Origin of the sequence: Hyphomonas neptunium ATCC 15444 (genome assembly GCF_000013025.1) — a bacterium.
GTDB lineage: Bacteria > Pseudomonadota > Alphaproteobacteria > Caulobacterales > Hyphomonadaceae > Hyphomonas > Hyphomonas neptunia.
In genome coordinates, this window is record NC_008358.1 from 2,469,786 (window position 1) to 2,487,898 (window position 18,113).

Genomic DNA, 18,113 nt, shown 5'->3' on the forward strand with positions numbered 1-18,113 from the left:
GAGGCGGCACACATGACATCCCTGATGCACCACATTGCGGGCGGACGCCTGCTGGCCGCCATCGCTGTTCTTGCGCTGACGCTGGGGGGCCTGTTTGCCTTCCGCGCCCTGCCCGTGGACGCCTTTCCCGATCCCTCGCCTTCCCTCGTTCAGGTGTTCACCGAGACGGGCGGGCTCTCACCCGAAGAGGTGGAGCGGTATGTGACCTTCCCGATCGAGACGGCGATGTCTGGCCTGCCGAAGATGCAGTCCATGCGCTCGACATCGAATTTCGGGCTCTCCGTCGTGAACCTCTATTTCGAGGATGGCACGGACATGTACTTCGCCCGGCAGGTCGTCGGCGAGCGGCTGGCAGAAGCCTCCGAAGCGATCCCCGAGGGCTTTGGCACGCCGAAGATGGGGCCGATCTCCACCGGCCTCGGCATCATCCTCTATTTCCGGCTGGAAGACGAAACCGGCACGCGCAGCCTGACCGAGATGCGCGAGATTGCCGATTGGATGATCAAGTACCCACTCCAGTCCGTAGACGGAATTACCGAGGTTCTGACGCTTGGCGGCTATGAGAAGGAATATCAGGTTCGCCTGAACCCCGACCTTCTGATTGCCCATGACATCAGCCTCAGCGATGTGATGGCCGCGCTGGAAGCGGGCAACCGCACCGAGGGCGCGCAATACATCGAAAGCGGCGCGCAGCAGTTTACCGTGCGCGGGGCAGGACTGGCGCGCACGCTGGAAGATCTGGCAGAGACGCCGGTGACGACGCAGGACGGGCGCGCCGTGCGCGTGGGCGATCTGGGCGAGGTCGCGCTTGGCGGCGGCGTGCGCCAGGGCCTGGCGACCGCCAATGGCCAGGGCGAAGTGGTCGCCGGGCTGGTCCTGAAACTCTATGGCTCCAACACCTCAGACGTGATCGCGCGCGCCCAGCAGCGTTTTGACGAAATCAACGAGACGCTGCCCGAGGGCGTGACGGCGATTCCCTATTACGATCAGGGGACGCTGGTGGAGAAAGCTGCGGCGACAGTGACCACGGCGCTGTGGCAAGGCGCGCTGCTGGTGGCGGCATTGATCTTCCTGTTTCTGGGCGGATGGCGGCCGAGCCTTGTTGTGGTGATGTCGATCCCCTTCTCCGTAGGGTTTGCATTTATTGCGATGCAGGTCCTGGGCATCGGGGCAAACCTCATGTCGCTTGGCGGGGTGGCAATTGCCATCGGCATGATGGTCGATGGGGCCATCGTGATTGCAGAGAATGTTGACCGGGGCTTCCGCGAACGCGCAGAAGGCGAGACCGCGCAGGCGATCGTGGCGCGGGCGACCGCAGAAGTGATCGCGCCGCTGATTGCCGCCGTGGCGGTGGTGATCATCGTGTTCCTGCCGCTGTTTGCGTTGCAGGGCGTGGAGGGAAAAACCTTCCGGCCGCTTGCTGCTGCGGCAGCGCTGGCGATGTTCGGCTCGCTAATCTATGCCGCGCTTGTGGCGCCAGCCCTGGCGTTTGGCCTGATGCGGCCAAGCAAGCGCGTCGCGAGCACCGGGCCTGACCGGGCGGGCCGGATCGTCCAGCCGGTGGCGGCCTTCTTCATCCGCAGGCGGATTGCGGCTGTGGCTCTGGCGGTGGGCCTTCTGGCAGCAGGAGGCGCGGCGATGACGCAGCTTGGGTCCGAATTTCAGCCCGCGCTGGAAGAAGGCGACATCGTCATGCGCATCACCATGGCGCCGTCGATCTCGCTGACTGAGGCGGCGGCAACGATCACTCGGATCGAGAAGCGGCTGCTCGATGCATTTCCAGAGGTGGAGTCAGTTGTCAGCCGCATCGGGCGCGGCGAGGTGGGCGCCCATGCCGACCCGGTGAACTCGTCGGAGAGCTTCGTGGCCCTCAAACCCCGAAGCGCATGGCGCAAGGGGTTTTCACCGGATGACTTGCGCGCCGCCATCTCCGACAATCTGGGCGCCTATCCCGGCGTGCAGGTGAGTGTGGGTCAGCCGATTGCCATGTCTGTCGATGAACTCGTCACCGGTACGCGGGCGCAGCTGGCGGTGAAGATATTCGGTCCCGATACGGATGTTCTGCTTGAGACCTCGCAGAAACTGCAAACGATCCTCCAGGACGTGCGCGGGGCCAGCGATGTTCAGGCCGATCAGATCACCGGCGCGCCGCAGCTGGTGGTCTCGCCCGACCGTGTGGCGCTGGGCCGGTATGGGCTGAGCGTGAATGACGCGCTGGAAGCGATGCGGACGGGCGTGGGCGGGGCGCAGGCGGGGGCCGTGTTTGAAGGCGTGCGGCAGTTTCCCGTGATGGTGCGCTATACCGAGGAGAGCCGCAGCGACGCAGCCGCCATCGGGCGCATCGTGCTGCGCGCAGACAGCGGGGCGCGCGTGCCGCTGGAATCGGTTTCCAGCATCCGCGAGGTGACCGGGCCCCGGCAGATCACCCGCGAGAATGGCGAGCGGTTCATCACAGTGCAGCTGAATGTGCGCGACCGGGACATCGGGTCCTATGTGGGCGAGGCACAGGCCGCGACGGGGGCGGCCCTCACCCTTCCGCCGGGCTACCGGATGGAATGGGGCGGGCAGTTCGAGTTGCAGCAGCAGGCCAATGCGCGATTTGCCCTCGTCATTCCGGTGGCGCTCGGCATCGTGATGATCGTCCTTCTGCTGACATTCGGGCGGTTGGCGTCTGCGGCGCTGATCCTCATCAATATTCCGCTGGCCCTGACAGGCGGGGCATTGGCGCTGTGGATTGCGGGGCTTCCTGTGTCTGTGCCCGCAACGGTCGGCTTCATTGCATTGTTTGGCATCGCGCTGGGCAACGGGATGGTGCTGGTGAGCTTCATGGACGCGTTTGCGCGCAAGGGCCGCCCGGCCGACGCGCTGGCCATCGAGGCGGCGGGCCTGCGCGCGCGGCCCGTATTGATGACGGCGCTGACCACCGCGCTTGGCCTCGCGCCGCTGCTGTTTGCCAGCGGCGTTGGCGCTGAGGTGCAGCGGCCGTTGGCAACCGTTGTGATGGGCGGGCTCGTTACCTCAACGCTGCTTACCCTGCTGGTGTTGCCCGCGTTGCACCGCTGGTTTGCGCCCAAAGCGGAGGCGCCGGCCTAGGGCTTTGGTGGCACTTCCAGACCGAGACGGAGGAGGCTTTCCCAAGCCTCCTCCGGATCATCGGCGAACTCGAACAGTTTGAGATCGTCGGGGCTTATCACGCCGGCGTCAGCGAGCGCTTCGAAGTTGATGATCCGTGTCCAGAAGTCCCGGTCGTAAAGTACGACGGGCATGTGGTGGCCCTTGCCGGTCTGGCTGAGGGTGAGGAGTTCGAACAGCTCGTCCATCGTACCGAAGCCGCCGGGGAAGATGACGAGGGCGCGGGCGCGCATGGCGAGATGCATCTTGCGCATGGCGAAATAGTGGAACTGGAAGCTGAGCTGCGAGGTGATGTAGGGGTTGGGCGCCTGCTCATGGGGGAGTTGGATGTTGAAGCCGATGGTGACGGCACCGGCGTCGCGCGCGCCGCGATTGGCCGCTTCCATGATGCCGGGGCCGCCGCCTGTGGCGATGACATTGTCCCGCCACTGACCATCTTCACAAAGGGCGCCCCCACGCTCTGACGCGATGCGGCCGAAGGTGCGCGCGGCGGCGTAGGTGCGGGCCTGCCAGGGGTTGCCATCCTCGCGGATGCGGGCGCTGCCGAAGGCGACGAGGGTGGTGCGCACGCGCTCGCGGCGGAGAAATTCCTCGGCCTTGGCGTATTCCATCATGAAGCGGGCGCCGCGCATGGAGTCGCCCAGGATGAACTCCTGGTCGAGCGCGGCCAGCTTGTAGACCGGATGTTCGGGTTGATCGTCTGCGGCCATGGGAGCCTCCCTTCTGCCTTAGAGGGAGCCCCTCTCAGGTCATTCTACTTTGCAGGAGAGCGGGCAATGACTTTGATCTCGAAGTCAAAACCCGAAAGCCAGGTGACACCGACAGCCGTCCAGTTGGGATAGGGCGGCTGAGGGAAGACGCGGCTCTTAACCTCCATGACGGTTCCGAACTGGGCCTCGGGGTCGGTGTGAAACGTGGTGACATCGACGATGTCGCTCAGGCTACAGCCTGCCGCTTCCAGCACGCTCAGAAGATTGTCGAACGCCAATTGCACCTGTTTGGCGAAATCGGGTTCGGGTGAACCATCCGGCCGGCTTCCAACCTGACCCGAGACGAAAAGCAGGTCACCCGACCGGATCGCCGCAGAGTACCTGTGCTGCTCGTAAAGAGCATGGCGGTCGGCTGGAAAGATGGGTTCGTTTTTGATCATGTCGCGATCCTATCAGAAGCTCGCCCCGCGGGCGCTTGGAGATGAGGAGCACATATAAGAAGGGTTCCGCTAAATGCGATCAGATGCCTTGCCTTAAATGGCTGGCGATCGTGGGCCAATGACCGCCGCACAATTTAAGACAGCGGCGGCGCCCCTTATCAGGCGGAGCGGTCGTGGGCAGTCCCTGCGGGCATCAGGTGGCCGCCGCTCTGCACGCTGGGGCTGAGCGGGCGGCTGGAGGATGCAAACACAGAGCTGACGGATGCCAGATCGCGACAGGAGTTGAGCAGCGCGATCTTCTCGCCCTTGCTGAGCGAGGCGACGTATTCGGCAGCCGACTCGGCAGTCTCGGTGCGGGCGCGGGCGAGCGCGAGGGGCGTGTGCACCTCGTTCCGGGCGAGCGACCAGTGGGTATCCACGAGCGCGCAGCGGCGCTGCTGTTTCACTTGGTCAAGCAGGAGCGAGTAAAGATCGCCGGGGCGCAGATCGGCGAAGACGTGCTGAGCTTCCTGCGCAGCGGCGAAGGAGGCGGGCAATACAACTTCAGCCGGGGAAACCAGCGCGCCGGCCTTGCGGAACCCCTGGCCGGCGGAGCGTTTGGCGGTCCAGTAGGACAGCGGCACCGAGAGGATCAGGCCGATCGTCGCCGGGGCGAGCCAGGCGGCGTAGACCGGTGAGATAATCATGGCGGCGACGGAGAGGACCACGCCGAGTGTCATGGCCGGGGCGCTGTGGCGCAGCGTGGCCATCAAGGAATAGCCATCCTCGGTGCGCTTCTGCGGCGACCAGCCGGAGTCCCGGCCCGTCAGCACGGAGATGACGGCGCTGGTCTGGGTGACCATCATGATGGGCGCGATCAGGACCGAGAGCAGCGTTTCGGTGACAACGCCCAGCGTGGTGCGGAAGAGGCCAACCTGACGGCGCCAGAGCGGGCTGATGAGGCCATAGATGAGGCCGTAAATCTTCGGCGCGAAGAGGATCACCATCGTGACGATGAAGAGGTTGAGCGCGCGCACGGAGTCGATGACCGGCCATGTCGGGAACAGCGAGAAGCCATCGCCGAAATAGGACGGGCGCATGAAGCTGTTCTGCAATGACAGGGCCATACCGACGGTGATGAACACCAGCCAGAGCGGCGAAGAGAGGTAGGAGAAAATGCCGGTGATCAGGTGGAAACGGCTGGTCCAGGCAAGGCCACGCGTCTTCAGCAGCACCAGCATGTGCTGCATGTTGCCCTGACACCAGCGGCGGTCGCGGATGACCAGATCGATGATGGTGGGGGGGCCCTGCTCGAACGAGCCGCTGAGCGCGGGCTTGATTTCAACGTTCCAGCCAGCCCGGCGCAGCAGCGCGGCTTCGACAAAGTCGTGGCTGAGGATATGTCCGCCAAACGGCGCGCGGCCCGGCAGTTCGGGCAGACCGGCAGCCGATGCCATCGCCCGCACACGGATGATGGCGTTGTGGCCCCAGAAATTGCCTTCCTTCTGTGCCCACCAGGCAATGCCATGGCCGAGCACCGGCCCGTAAAGGGCGGCGGCAAATTGCTGGATACGGGCAAAGAGACTCTCGGCCCCGACGAGTTGCGGAATGGTCTGGATGAGGCCGGTGCGGGGGGCTTCTTCCATCTGGCGCACAAGCTCGAGCAGCGTGTCGCGCTCCATGTAGGAGTCCGCATCATAGACGATCATGTAATCGTAGCGCCCGCCCCAGCGGGTAACGAAGTCGCGGATGTTGCCCGCCTTGCGGTGATGGTTGATCGTGCGGCGGCGATACCAGACGCGCACATCCGAGGGCGATTGCTGGCGGATACGCTCGAAGGCGGCTTCCTCGGCGAGCGCCACATCAGGATCGGTCGTGTCGCTGAGGATGAAGCAGTCAAACCGGCCTGGCGCGCCCGACATCATCTGCGCCGTGGCCAGAACGGTGCCAAAGATGTGTTCGACGCTTTCGTTATAAATCGGGAAGGCAATCACGGTGCGCGTGTTGCGAAGGTCCGGCCCGGCGTCCCCGCGCGGCTTCTTCATCAGAGACCCAAGTGCGGAGAAGAAGCCCATCGTCGCGTTGACGAAGGCATAGCAGACCCAGACGATGTTGATCGCGAAGATCGCCAGCAGCGCCCATTCGAGCAGCGTCAGCCCGGAGACCGAGAGCACTTCGTGCATCTCGTATGTGGCCCAGGCGGTCAGCGCCAGCGACGAGACGAGGATGAAAAGCTTGCGCCACATGCCGGAGGTCGGCCGGCGGGCGGATACGGCAACGGAACGGCCAAGCGTCTGGCTCGGCATATCGATCGGAAACTCAGTGGGACGTGCACGCAGCAAGGTCATTCCTTCCGCCAACGGTAGAGCCAGGTTTCAGTGATAGGCTTTCCCCCTTTGGTGAGCAGGGCACGAAGCTCGGCCACCTCGATATTCTGGGCTTCGAGTTCGAAGCTGAGCCGGACATTTCCGGTCTCTGGATTGGTCTTGATGATGGGATTGAGAACCTTGCCGGCCGATGTCGTGATTTCGGCTTCAACGCCTTCCAGAAGGGCCGCAGGGATCTGCTCATAGTCGATCACGAACAGCTGCTGTGTCGCGGCGGGTTTCACCCCGGCAAAGGTGTTCTTCACCGTCGCCACATCCGGCACGGATGAAGTCAGCAGGCTCCATTTCATGTCATAGGAAACGGTATACGCCGTGCCGGGCTGCCAGGGTGTTTTCGGCTTCCAGTAAGCGACGATATTGTCGTTATATTCGTTGCCGGTGGGGATTTCGACCAGCGTCAGCTCGCCCTCTCCCCAACCCGCTTTGGGCTGTACCCAGACGGTCGGGCGATGGTGATAGCCCGCTTCGATGTCTGAATAATCCTCAAACGCGCGCTTGCGCTGAACCAGGCCAAAGCCGAGCGGCGGGCGGTCTGCCAGCACCGAGACCTGCAACGCCTTGGGATTGAACAGCGGGCGCCAGACCCACTCGCCATTATACATCTGGATCGAGAGACCCTCAGAATCGTGGACCGCCGGGCGGAAGTCATTCTGGAATTTGCGGATGTCGTGGGGCGAGAAGAAATACATCGAGGTGAGCGGCGAAATGCCGACCGTGGCCAGTTCCTTGCGGGGGAACAGCGCGGCCGTGATCTGCATTTTGGTTTCAACGCCCGGCGTTACCGAAAGCTCGTAAGCGCCCGTGATGCTCTCGCCATCGAGCAGGGCGTAAATGCGGATCGTATCGGTGCCCGGCGCCGGTTTCTGCAACCAGAACTCCCGGAAGTAAGGGAACTGTTCGCCTTCGGGCGACGCGGTGCCGATGGAGATGCCGCGCGCCGAGGCGCCGTAGAGATTGCCCGCGCCCAGCGCGCGGAAGAAGCTCGCCCCGCGGAAGCTGATCAGCTCATCCCACTTGCCGGCAATGTTGAGCGGCGTGACGACGCGAAAGCCGGCAAAGCCGAGCAGCTGCTTGGCTTCATCGGAGAGCGGCAGATCGAAGAAATTGAAGTCCTCGGGCGAATAGGGCCGGGAAACTTCCTTGCCCTCTTCCACGAAGTTCAGGCGAATGGCGTAGTTGAAGAGATAGCCGCGCGGGTCCGGCAGGATGCGGAACTTGTCGGAGGTGTCTTTCCAGAGCGCCGCGTCCTGGTGAAGCTGGATACGGCGGTAGGCATCATAATTGAGCGCGCCGGCCTCTTTGGGAATACCCGGCGGGGTCTGGAACGGACGGCTGGCAAGGATCTCTGCCTTGCGGCGCACGTCTTCAAAGTCGAACTCTGCCGTGACCGGCGGCGCGGGCGCCGCAGACGGATCTTCCTCGGACGCGGCGAGCGCTGCGGCCGCTTCGGGGCTCAGCGTTTCGACAACCGCTTCGGGCGCTGCGGCCAGCTTTGGCTCAGCCGCCTTGGCAGCATTGAGCGCAGGATCACCCTCGACAGTGGCTTTGACCGGCGCTTCGGGGGCCGGATCAGCAGACGGCGAACAGCTCGATATCAGAAGCCCGGCCATGAGACAGCCGCAAACGATCCTGAAAGAGACGCCTGAAAAGTGCCTCAAGCCTTGTTACTCCCTGTACCATCACCCCTTCCGGCAATCCGGAAGCCGTTTCTTGCAGTGCAGCAAGCCCTGACCTGCCTAACGAACGTGTGCGCATTTGGTTGCCCATCAAAATGGGTCACCGCGTTCAGCGGCGACACCGTCAAGGCAGATTGGAAGGACAATTGAGGCACGGTGTCAGATGGGAGGGCAAACAGGGTCCGTTTTTCATGAGATTGAGGCAAACCAAAGGCGGATTTGTGGCTCACGCACCCTGTCTCTGTTGCAGGACTGTCATGATCGGAATGACCGCAGCCCCGCCTAAAAACCAGTCACTCGCGCGGCAGGTGAAACGCGGGCCGAAACCTCGCGCAAAACGCCGATAGGGGCGGACGCACCTGCGAAAGAAAAAGGGGAGCGCCGCCAGGACAGGCGGGCGGGCGGCGCTCCCCGCCGAAGGGTCAGCTGACGGGGGCGTCAGGCTGAACCGCTCCGGCATGCTGGTGGCGCTGGGCAAGATTTCCCAGCAGCAGAAGGATCGGCGCGGCGATGAAGATCGAGGACATGGTGGCGATCAGCACGCCAAACACCATCGGCAAGGCGAAATTCTCGACCGCATTGCCGCCCCAGATGGCCATCGGCACGATGGCCAGCAGCGTCGTCATCGAGGTGAAGATGCACCGGGTCAGCACCTGGTTGATGCTGGTGTCGATGACCGTTCGCAGATCGTAGCGCTTGGCCAGGCGGATATTCTCCCGCATCCGGTCATAGACGACTACCTTGTCGTTCACCGAATAGCCGATGAAGGTCAGCAGCGCGGCGATGGCGGTGAGGTTGAAGTCCAGCCCGAAGAGAACGAAGAAGCCGAGCATCTTCGTCGTATCCAGCGCCAGGGTGACGATTGCCCCGATGGCGAAGTTCCACTCGAACCGCCACCAGATATAGAACAGCATCGCCAGGCTCGCGAGGCCGACGGCGATCATGCCGTTGCGGGCAAGCTCGCCGGACACTTTCGGCCCGACCACTTCGGTCCGCTCCACCGAGATACCCGGATCGATCTCGCTCAGCGTCTGGCGCACGGTATTGACCGCCGCCGTCTGGGCCGCCTCGCCGCCATCCTGTCGCTGGATGCGGATCAGCACGTCATCCTTGCCGCCGATCTGCTGGAGGGCGACTTCACCCAGTCCCAGCTCGCCAAGTTCAGCGCGCAGCTGGGAGAGGTTGGCTTCTCCCGGCGTGGTGATTTCCACCTGAATGCCGCCGGTAAAGTCGATGCCGTAATTGAGGCCCGGATTGATGAAGAGGCCGATGGAGGCAATCGAGAGCAGGATGGAGGTGGCGATGCCGAAATAGCGCGCCTTCATGAACGAGATTTTCGATCCGTCGGGCACCAGGCGGAACAGCGGCTCGATGTCGATGCGCTTGATGCGGCGGTGGCGCACCCAGGCTGTCATCAGGACACGGACCACCGTGACCGCTGTAAACAGCGACACACCCGTGCCCACGATCATGGTGACGGCAAAGCCCTTCACCGGGCCGGAGCCGAACATGAACAGCAGCGCCGTGGCGATCAGCGTGGTGATGTTGGCGTCGAGGATGGTTGAATAGGCAATGTTGAACCCCCGGTCGAGCGCGGCGAGGGCGCTGACGCCTTTCTTGCTTTCCTCGCGGATGCGCTCGTTGATCAGGATATTGGCGTCCACCGCGATGCCGATGCCCAGAATGATGCCGGCAATGCCCGGCAGGGTCAGCGTGGCGCCCATGAAGGTCAGGATACCAAGGGTGAGGGCCACGTTGAGGAACAGCGCGAAACTCGCGATCAGGCCCCAGCCCCGGTAAAGCAGGGTCATGAACGCGACGACCAGCGCAAAGCCGATCAGGCCGGTGTAGAGGCCCATGCTGATCACATCGGCGCCAAGGTCTGGCCCCACCGTGCGCTCCTCGATCACGGTCAGCGGCGCTGGCAGGGCGCCTGCCCGCAGGAGGGCGGAGAGCATCGCGGTTTCTTCAATCGTGAAGTCGCCGGTGATCTGGCCGGAGCCGCCAAGGATCGGCCCCTGGATGACCGGGGCGGTCAGCACCTTTCCGTCCAGAACAATGGCAAAGGGTTTGCCAACATTGTTCTTGGTGATCTCGGCAAACTGTTTTGTGCCGGCCGCGTCGAAGCGGAAGGTGACGATGGGCTCGTTGGTCTGGGAATCAAAGCCCGAGCGGGCATCGGACAACCGGTCGCCGCTCAGGGCAACGCGGTCATAGATGGGCATCTCCGCGCCGGTTTTGGTGTCCGGCAGGAGGGTGACGCCATCGGGCACTTCGCCGCCATAGGTTTCCGGCGCGACCATGTGGAAAGACATCTGCGCGGTGGAGCCGAGCAGTTCACGCAGGCGGGTGGGGTCTTGCAGACCGGGCAGCTGGACGAGGATACGGTCGGCGCCGACGCGCTGGATGGTCGGCTCGGCAACACCCACCTGATCGACCCGCTGGCGCACGATTTCGACGCTCTGGCCGATGGCCTGGTTGATGCGGTCTGCGGTGCCCGCCTCGGAGAGGGACAGGGTGATCGTATCGCCCTTCGGCTGGATGAGGATGTCAGGCACCGAACCGGTAAACCCGGCCTGTTGAACCTGCGTCACCTGTTCGCGCAGCCTTGAGAGGATACGGCTGCGCCCATCGGGATCGGTGATCCGTGCCACCACCGTGTCGCCCGTCACCTCCACCTTGCCGCGCACGGTTTCGGTGCTCATCAGGGTGCGGGTTTCGGCGGCGAGGGATTTCAGCCGGTCAGCCAGCAAGGCCGGGCCGTCTACCTCCAGGACAAGATGCGAGCCGCCGCGCAGGTCGAGACCCAGCGTGATCTGCTTCTTGGGCAGCCAGTCGGGCATGGCCGCAATCTGCTGCGGCGACAGCACGTTTGGCAGGGCCGCCAGCAGCCCGATCAGGATGATAAGAATATAGGTTACCAGTACCGTTCTGGTGGTACGCATGCGGAAATTCCTTGAGGATGCCTGAAACCGGAGGCCATCGCGTATGGCGGCCGGTGATCGCGCGCACAGGGCCGGAATCCGGCCGGGCGCAGTCTGGCTGTCAGTTCATCCGATAAGGGGCCGGGGCGAAGGCCTCACGCACGGCAGAGACATGGAGGGATGCAATGTCTCTTACAGGGGTATGTTGTGCGTGGAAGAAAGGTCTCCGCCCCGGCCAGGGATCTGCCACGGGGGAACGGCAGATCACACCTGATCGGGATGAACGGCAGGCTGCGCATCGCGCGCAGCGGGTCCGTGCATCAAGCGGAGAGCGGCGGCGCGCGAGGCGCCGAAAAACGTGTTGAAAGACTGGGCGTTGCGTCCGCGCCGAACGGCGGGTCCGGCAGCGATTTCTGGGCCGCAGGCGGGAACGAATATCCCGGCAATGCCGCAAACACCGTAGACGGCACATCATCGCCATCAGACGGCACCATCTGGAGGCGCGCGCGTTGGTCGCGGTCAGCCTTGGGCAGCACGGCATCAGAAACCTGCGCCGCGCCCTGGCTCGCCTCAGCGACCGAGAAAACCGGCTGCGTGGCGTGATTGCCCGAAGAAATCGCCGCCGCCACAAGCATCACGAACCCGAGCGCTGCAATCAGCAGGCTTCTCGGATGCAGCGTTCCTGTGGGGGCCAGTCTGCGGGTCATTGCGCTTATTTAGACATTGTCCTGCCACTGCGCCATAGGAAAACGTCAGCCTCAAGAACAGCGAATCCCTCTTTCACCCGGTCCGGCCCTCCCATGACAGGTTTTCCCACCCGACCCGCGCCTCATGGCCTCGCGCAGCCCGGCCTGCGCCCGAAACCTGACAGTTCCTCACAATGCAGAAAGCTGAAATCTTCCCGCTTGACGGCCTTTGCATTTGTGAGTAAACACTCACTTATTGAAGCAACGGGAAAGCAACGAGGCCCGGAATGTTGAACGCAGCTCTCCTTGGTACAGGCGCCCGCGCAGGTGGCAGAGCCTTGCCCTCCGCCGAGATCGACGCGCGCCTCGGCAAACCGTCCGGCTGGCTGGAAAGCGCCAGCGGCGTCATCACCCGCCCGGTGATCGCCGAGGGCGAAACGCAGGAAAGCCTCGCCGTGGACGCCGCCCGCCTGGCGCTGGCAGATGCCGGACTTGAGGCGGCTGACATCGATCTCCTCCTCTTCGCCTCCGCGGTGGGCCGCCAGCCGATCCCCTCCACCGCGACGCTGATCAAGCGCGAGCTGGGCCTCAGCCACTGCGCCGCGCCTGCCTTTGACATCAACGCAACCTGCCTCAGCGCCGTTGCCGCCATGGAAGTCGCCGCGCTTTACATCGCCGCCGGGCGCGCGCGCCATGTGCTGATCGTCGCCAGCGAGATCGCCACCCGCGCCCTGCCCTGGGCGGATGACCCAGCCACCGCCGCGCTGTTCGGCGATGGCGCCGCCGCCCTCATCCTCGGCCCGGCGCAAGCCACCGGCCTGCACCTGCGCGATATCTCCCTCGAAACCTGGGCGGAGGGTTACGATTTCTGCGCCCTGCCCGCGGGCGGCACCCGCTATGATCTGCATACCAACCGCGACGCCTTCGAGGCCAACGCCTTCTTCCGCATGGACGGCCACGCCCTGTTCAAGCTGACCCGCACCAAACTGCCCGCCTTCATTGATCGCCTGCTCGCCCGTGCGGGCTGGCGCCAGGAGGAGGTTGACCTCGTCATCCCCCATCAGGCGAGCCCTCTGGCGCTGGAACACATGATCCGCAAATGCGGCTTTGCCCGCGACCGCGTTGTCTCCACCGTTCAGAAAACCGGCAACCTCGTCGCCGCCTCCATCCCCATGACGCTCGACACCGCCCGCCGCGAGGGCCGCATCACGCGCGGAAGCAAGGTGCTGCTGATCGGCACCTCGGCCGGCGTCTCCATTGGCGGGGCAACCCTCGAAGCATGAGCGGCACAGTCATCACCGGCGCCACGGGCTTTCTCGGCGGCGCAATTGCCCACCGCCTGCTGGCTGAAGGCGAACGCGTCATCGCGCTCGGCCGCGACCGCGCAAAGCTCGCCGCGCTGGCCGAGGCCGGCGCGGAGACGCACGCGCTTGATCTGTCCTCTGACGACGCCCTCCCCGCGCTTGATGCCACCGGCTTCATCCACTGCGCCGCGCTGTCCTCGCCTTGGGGCACGCGCGCCGCGTTCGAGCGCGCCAACATTACCGGCACGCGCCGCGCGCTGCTTCTGGCGCTGGAAGCGGGCGTCCGCCGCTTCGTGCATATCTCTTCGCCCAGCATCTATTTCCGCTTCGCCGATCAGGACGCCGTGCGCGAAGACATACCCCTGCCGCCCCCGGTCAACGCCTATGCCGCCACCAAGGCCGCCAGTGAAAGCCTCGTCCTCGCCGTGCCGGATCTCTCCCCAATCATCCTGCGCCCGCGCGGCCTGTATGGCCCCGGCGACACCGCCCTGCTGCCCCGCCTGCTGCGCGCTGCGGCCACCCGGCCCCTGCCCCTGATGCGCGGCGGCGTCGCGGCAACGGACCTCACCTACATTGACGACGTGGCAGACGCGGCGATCACCGCCCTGCGCGCCCGCGCGGCGCCGTCGCAAATCTACAACGTTTCCGGGGGCGAAGCGCTCTCCATCAGGATGGTTGCCGAGCGCGCAGGCGCCATGGTGGGCCTCACCGTCCGCTGGCGGAAGATGCCCTGGCCGGTGGTGAAGACCGCTGCCCAGGCCGCCGAGTCCTTCTGCGCCGCCCTGCCCGGCCGCCCCGAGCCGCCCGTCACCGCCTACAGCGGCGGCCTCTTCGCCTTCCGCCAGACGCTCAGCCTCGACCGGATCGGGCGCGAGCTTGGATGGCGCCCCAGAGTTTGCTTTGAGGCGGGACTCGCGAGAACCTTCGCGCAGAGGGCCCCATGATCCACCCGGAATTTCCCAACAGCGCGTTCGTTTCAGCGCCCGAAAGGCTGGTCCTGAAGGGCGGGCGCTGGCAGGGCGTGCGCATTCCGGTTCGCTATGGCCGGTTCGATCATCGCCTTTTCGGCCGCTGCCTCATCGACACGGGCTATTCGCCCCGCGTCACACGCGGCCAGCGCAGCCTGCCGCTGTGGCTCTATTCGAAAATCCTCAACCCGAAACTTACAGCAGAAGCCCTGCCCGCCGCAGAGCCACGTGTGAACGCGATCCTCCTCTCCCATCTGCATGCGGACCATGTAAGCGCCCTGAAGGATTACCCCGAGGCGCGCCTCTATGCCGATGGCGCCGCCATCGACCATTTCCTCGATCAGGGCTGGCTCGGGCGCACGCACAAGGGGTGCTTCAAAGAACTCCTGCCAGACGATCTGCGCGAGCGCGTGATCCGGTTTGAAACCCTCCCGAGGGCTGAGGCGCCCCATGGGCTTGGCCCGGCGGCCGACATCTTCGGCGACGCCAGCGTGCTTGCCGTGCCTCTGCCTGGCCATATGCGCGGCCATACCGGCTTTCTGTTCAATGGCCCAGTCGCGCCGCTGCTTTACGCCGCCGATGCCGACTGGCTCGCCCGCGCCATTCTGGAGGACCGCTCGCCCGGATACCCCGCGCGCCTGATCCTGGACAACCCCGCCGCCGCCGCGCAAACCGCCCTCCGTATCCGGAACTTCGTTGAGCTCGGCGGACGCCTCGCCCTCTGCCACGACCCGGAGGACCGGCCATGAACCTCAGCGCCGCCGTCCTGACGCTTACCGCCTTCTACGAGGCCCGCCGCCGGTACAAGGCCGCGCGCACGCGCCACCATCTGCTCGCCGCACAGCATCGGCGGCTGGATAAATTCCTCGCCGGAAAAGCGGCGGATGTGCCCGCTTTTAAGGCCTTTGGCGGCCTGCCGCTGAGCGATTGGCCGGTGATGGACAAGGCCGCGCTGATGGCCGACTTCGACCGGTATAACCGCCTCGGCCTCACTGCCGTGCAGGGCTGGGCGCATCTGGAGGCGGGCACCGCGCCCAAGGGCTACGCCATAGGCGCAAGCACGGGCACATCCGGCAATCGCGGGCTCTATATCGTATCGGAGCGGGAACGCTATCGCTGGCTCGGCACGATGCTCTCGCGCGCGCTGCCCGATTTCCTTTCCCGCAAGCACCGCGTGGCCATTGTCCTGCCCGCCAACAGCCGGCTGTATGACGCGGCCAATGAAAGCGGCCGCCTCAGCTTGCGCTTCTTTGATCTTGGCCGGGGCATCGACGCGCAGTTTGCGCCCCTGGCGGAGTTTCAGCCGACGGTCATCGTTGCCCCGCCCAAATTCCTTCGCGCACTTTCTGAAAGCGGCACAGCCCTCACGCCAGAGCGCATTTTCTCCGGCGCGGAGGTGCTCGACAGTGAAGACCGGCGCATCATCGAGGCGCGCTTCGGCCTGAAGCTGCGCGAGATTTACATGGCCACCGAAGGCCTGTTCGCCATCGCGTGCGAGCATGGCACGCTGCACCTCCTGGAAGATCAGGTCGCCTTCGAATTCCAGCCTGTCGAAGGCAGCGACACCCTCGTCACGCCTCTCATCACCGATTTTTCGCGGCAGACGCAGGTGATGGTCCGCTACCGGATGAATGATGTTCTGGAACTGACCGACATGCCCTGCCCCTGCCACGCGCCCCACCGCGCCATCAGGCAGATCCATGGCCGCTGCGACGATATTTTCACCCTGCCGAGCTATGGCCAGCCGGTGCGCGTTACGCCAGATGTGATCCGCAATGCCGTGCTGCGGGCGGACCGGCGCATCTCCGATTTCCGGGTAACGCAGATTGCGCGCAACAAGGTGTTGCTGGAGTTGAAGGTGGAAGAAGCTGACTGCCTGGATGCCGCGTCTGCGAGCCTCGCAGCAATGTTCAAGGCCTGCGGCGCGGTCCCGGATATTGCCACGGGCACCGCCCTGCTTCTTCCGCCATCGGATCACAAGCTGCGCCGTGTGCGGGTCGCCATTCCATGAGAGTATCGATCCAGACGCTGGGCAGCCTCGGCGATGTGATGCCCTATATCACTACCGCCCGTGCCCTGATGGCAGGCGGCGCGGATGTGACGCTGATGGCGCCGCGCGAATACACCGAGACGATGACCGCCCATGGCGTCACGCCCGCCATGGCGCCCGCCTTCTCGCTGAATGAGTGGAACGCGGAGGCTGAGCGACGGGGCACATTATCCGATCCCGTACAATTCTTCCGGGACTGGGGCGAAATGGTCGTGCCCTATGTGGAAGACATCACCGCCCATTGCCTGATGGCGGCCGAACATGCCGATATCGTCCTCGGCAACAGCATCTGCGCGCCGGCCCGTGTTGCGGCCGAAGCCTATGGTATCCCCTACATCCTCAGCGCCCAGCAGCCCGCCATCAGCCCGACCCGTGAAATACCTTGCGCCCTCATGTGGCGCCCCTGGCATGGCACATGGCTGAACCGCGCGGGCTATCTTACAGTAGACATCGCCCAGCGCCTGATGCTCGAAGCGCTCAAGGACCAGAGACGCGCGCTCGACCTGCGCCCCATCCCGCAAGGCGGCACACGCTGGCATCTTGGCCAGCCGCTGGCCCGCGTCACCAGCGTCTCGCCCGCGCTCATTGCGTGCCGGCCAGAGGATTGGCGCTCGAACGATCATCTCATGCCGTATCCGTCGCTGGATGTTCAGGGGCCAGATGAACTGCCGCCGGCGCTGCTCGACTTTCTGAGCATGGGCGCCGCGCCTCTGCATGTCGGCCTCGGCTCGTTCGAGAGCGATGCAGAGCGCGAACAGATCTCCCGACTCCTGCGCGCCATCCGCCACCTGCGTTTGCGCGCGATCATCTCTTCGGGGCTCGTCGGGCAGCTGCCCCAGGATTTGACTGAAGGCCACTTCGTTTCTGGCCATGTATCTCATCCGGCACTGTTTCCCCTCTGCGCGGGCGTCATCCATCATGGCGGGGCGGGCACGCTCGACACGGCCCTGCGCGCGGGCACGCCGCAGCTGATCGTGCCGGATCGGCTCGACCAGTTCTGGCACGGCGTGCGCCTGCGCCAGATCGGCGTGGCACCGGCGCATATCACCGGCAAGTCGACAGAGGATGAGATGGTGACGCTGCTGGCCCAGCTCACCGCGCCCGAGATGCGCGCCCGCGCGCAATCCCTTGTCTCCGCCCTGCGCGCCCGTAACGGCGCGGCCGATCTCGCCGCCTTCACACGCGCCGAAACAGAGCGCTTCCAACAAAGTGTGAGATAACCCCCGCGATCAGGAACACCACCTGCCCGCCCGCCAGCAGCGCCCATTTGTGCGCTGCGATGAAGGCCTCCACGTCCACATCGCCCCGCGCCGCGCCCCAGGCGGCGGCGTAGCCAATCGCGACAAACATCCCCACGCCCAGCGTCACCCCCAGCGCTGACCCCACCGCAAAGCGCTGCCACGCCATCCCCGCGCTGCCACACACCGGCGGCATGAACCAGGCAATCGGCCCGAGCAGCCGCGACACCGCCACCGCCTTGATCCCATGGCGCGCCAGCAACCGCCGCGTTTTGCGCAGTGCCGCCCGTCGCGAGCGCTTAGCCAATGCAAACCGGTTGAACCAGGGCCGCATCTGCCGCCCGGTCAGATAGCCGATCTGGTCGGCCGCATACGCCCCGGCAAAGACGGCCGCCACTGCCCAGATCGCCCCCTCACTGAACAGCAGCCCGCCCGCCATCAGGAAGAATGCCTCCCCGAACACGAAGAAACAGAAACCGAGCGTCGCATCGAAGAACGCGCCAAGGAACAGGGTCAGGAGCAGCGAAACCGACATGTTATTCCAGGGCCAGATGAGCAAAGGCCGCCGCGATCTCCGCGACGGCCTCTTCTGTCTACAAGTCCTGCCCAGATTTGTCCC

General features: G+C 64.8%; 13 protein-coding genes. 6 read left to right on the forward strand and 7 right to left on the reverse strand.

Going from position 1 to position 18,113, the window contains the following annotated elements:
- The first annotated feature begins 12 nt into the window (after positions 1–12).
- A complete protein-coding gene (locus HNE_RS11725; RefSeq protein ID WP_011647366.1) occupies positions 13–3,093 on the forward strand; it encodes an efflux RND transporter permease subunit in 3,081 nt (1,026 codons plus the stop codon).
- Here the strand turns inward: HNE_RS11725 and HNE_RS11730 are convergent.
- The 6 genes from HNE_RS11730 to HNE_RS11760 all read right to left on the reverse strand — a co-directional run bounded on the left by HNE_RS11730 (position 3,090) and on the right by HNE_RS11760 (position 11,955).
- Positions 3,090–3,842: a TIGR00730 family Rossman fold protein gene (locus tag HNE_RS11730; RefSeq protein WP_011647367.1), complete on the reverse strand. Its 753-nt coding sequence runs from the start codon at positions 3,840–3,842 to the stop codon at positions 3,090–3,092. The two genes, HNE_RS11725 and HNE_RS11730, sit on opposite strands and share 4 nt — an antisense overlap.
- A 44-nt stretch (positions 3,843–3,886) precedes the next feature.
- On the reverse strand, positions 3,887–4,282 hold the full coding sequence (locus HNE_RS11735) for a RidA family protein (RefSeq protein WP_011647368.1): 396 nt from the start codon (positions 4,280–4,282) through the stop codon (positions 3,887–3,889).
- A gap of 158 nt (positions 4,283–4,440) precedes the next feature.
- On the reverse strand, positions 4,441–6,609 hold the full coding sequence (mdoH, locus tag HNE_RS11740; protein WP_011647369.1) for a glucans biosynthesis glucosyltransferase MdoH: 2,169 nt from the start codon (positions 6,607–6,609) through the stop codon (positions 4,441–4,443).
- Complete coding sequence (locus HNE_RS11745; protein ID WP_011647370.1) at positions 6,606–8,258, reverse strand: glucan biosynthesis protein G; 1,653 nt, start codon at positions 8,256–8,258, stop codon at positions 6,606–6,608. Before HNE_RS11745 ends, mdoH begins: the two co-directional genes overlap by 4 nt.
- Positions 8,259–8,746: 488 nt before the next feature.
- Positions 8,747–11,269 (reverse strand): protein translocase subunit SecD, encoded by a 2,523-nt coding sequence (secD, locus tag HNE_RS11755; RefSeq protein WP_011647371.1) that lies wholly within the window; start codon positions 11,267–11,269, stop codon positions 8,747–8,749.
- A gap of 299 nt (positions 11,270–11,568) precedes the next feature.
- Positions 11,569–11,955, reverse strand: coding sequence for a hypothetical protein (locus HNE_RS11760; RefSeq protein WP_011647372.1), 387 nt, complete (start codon positions 11,953–11,955; stop codon positions 11,569–11,571).
- Between the two features lie 266 nt (positions 11,956–12,221).
- Between HNE_RS11760 and HNE_RS11765 the strand changes: the two genes are divergently transcribed.
- The 5 genes from HNE_RS11765 to HNE_RS11785 are packed head-to-tail and all read left to right on the forward strand — an operon-like array spanning position 12,222 to position 17,476.
- Entirely contained in the window at positions 12,222–13,217 is a 996-nt protein-coding gene (locus HNE_RS11765; protein WP_011647373.1) for a 3-oxoacyl-ACP synthase III family protein, read from the forward strand.
- Complete coding sequence (locus HNE_RS11770; protein ID WP_011647374.1) at positions 13,214–14,182, forward strand: NAD-dependent epimerase/dehydratase family protein; 969 nt, start codon at positions 13,214–13,216, stop codon at positions 14,180–14,182. The genes HNE_RS11765 and HNE_RS11770 overlap by 4 nt, the downstream gene beginning before the upstream one ends.
- A complete protein-coding gene (locus HNE_RS11775; RefSeq protein ID WP_011647375.1) occupies positions 14,179–14,955 on the forward strand; it encodes an MBL fold metallo-hydrolase in 777 nt (258 codons plus the stop codon). The genes HNE_RS11770 and HNE_RS11775 overlap by 4 nt, the downstream gene beginning before the upstream one ends.
- Positions 14,952–16,217 carry a F390 synthetase-related protein gene (locus tag HNE_RS11780; RefSeq protein ID WP_011647376.1) on the forward strand — a complete coding sequence of 422 codons (1,266 nt, stop codon included), beginning with the start codon at positions 14,952–14,954 and terminating at the stop codon, positions 16,215–16,217. The genes HNE_RS11775 and HNE_RS11780 overlap by 4 nt, the downstream gene beginning before the upstream one ends.
- Positions 16,214–17,476 (forward strand): glycosyltransferase, encoded by a 1,263-nt coding sequence (locus HNE_RS11785; RefSeq protein WP_011647377.1) that lies wholly within the window; start codon positions 16,214–16,216, stop codon positions 17,474–17,476. The genes HNE_RS11780 and HNE_RS11785 overlap by 4 nt, the downstream gene beginning before the upstream one ends.
- Here HNE_RS11785 and HNE_RS11790 read toward each other — a convergent pair.
- Positions 17,433–18,029 carry a DedA family protein gene (locus tag HNE_RS11790; protein WP_148205874.1) on the reverse strand — a complete coding sequence of 199 codons (597 nt, stop codon included), beginning with the start codon at positions 18,027–18,029 and terminating at the stop codon, positions 17,433–17,435. The two genes, HNE_RS11785 and HNE_RS11790, sit on opposite strands and share 44 nt — an antisense overlap.
- Positions 18,030–18,113 lie beyond the last annotated feature (84 nt).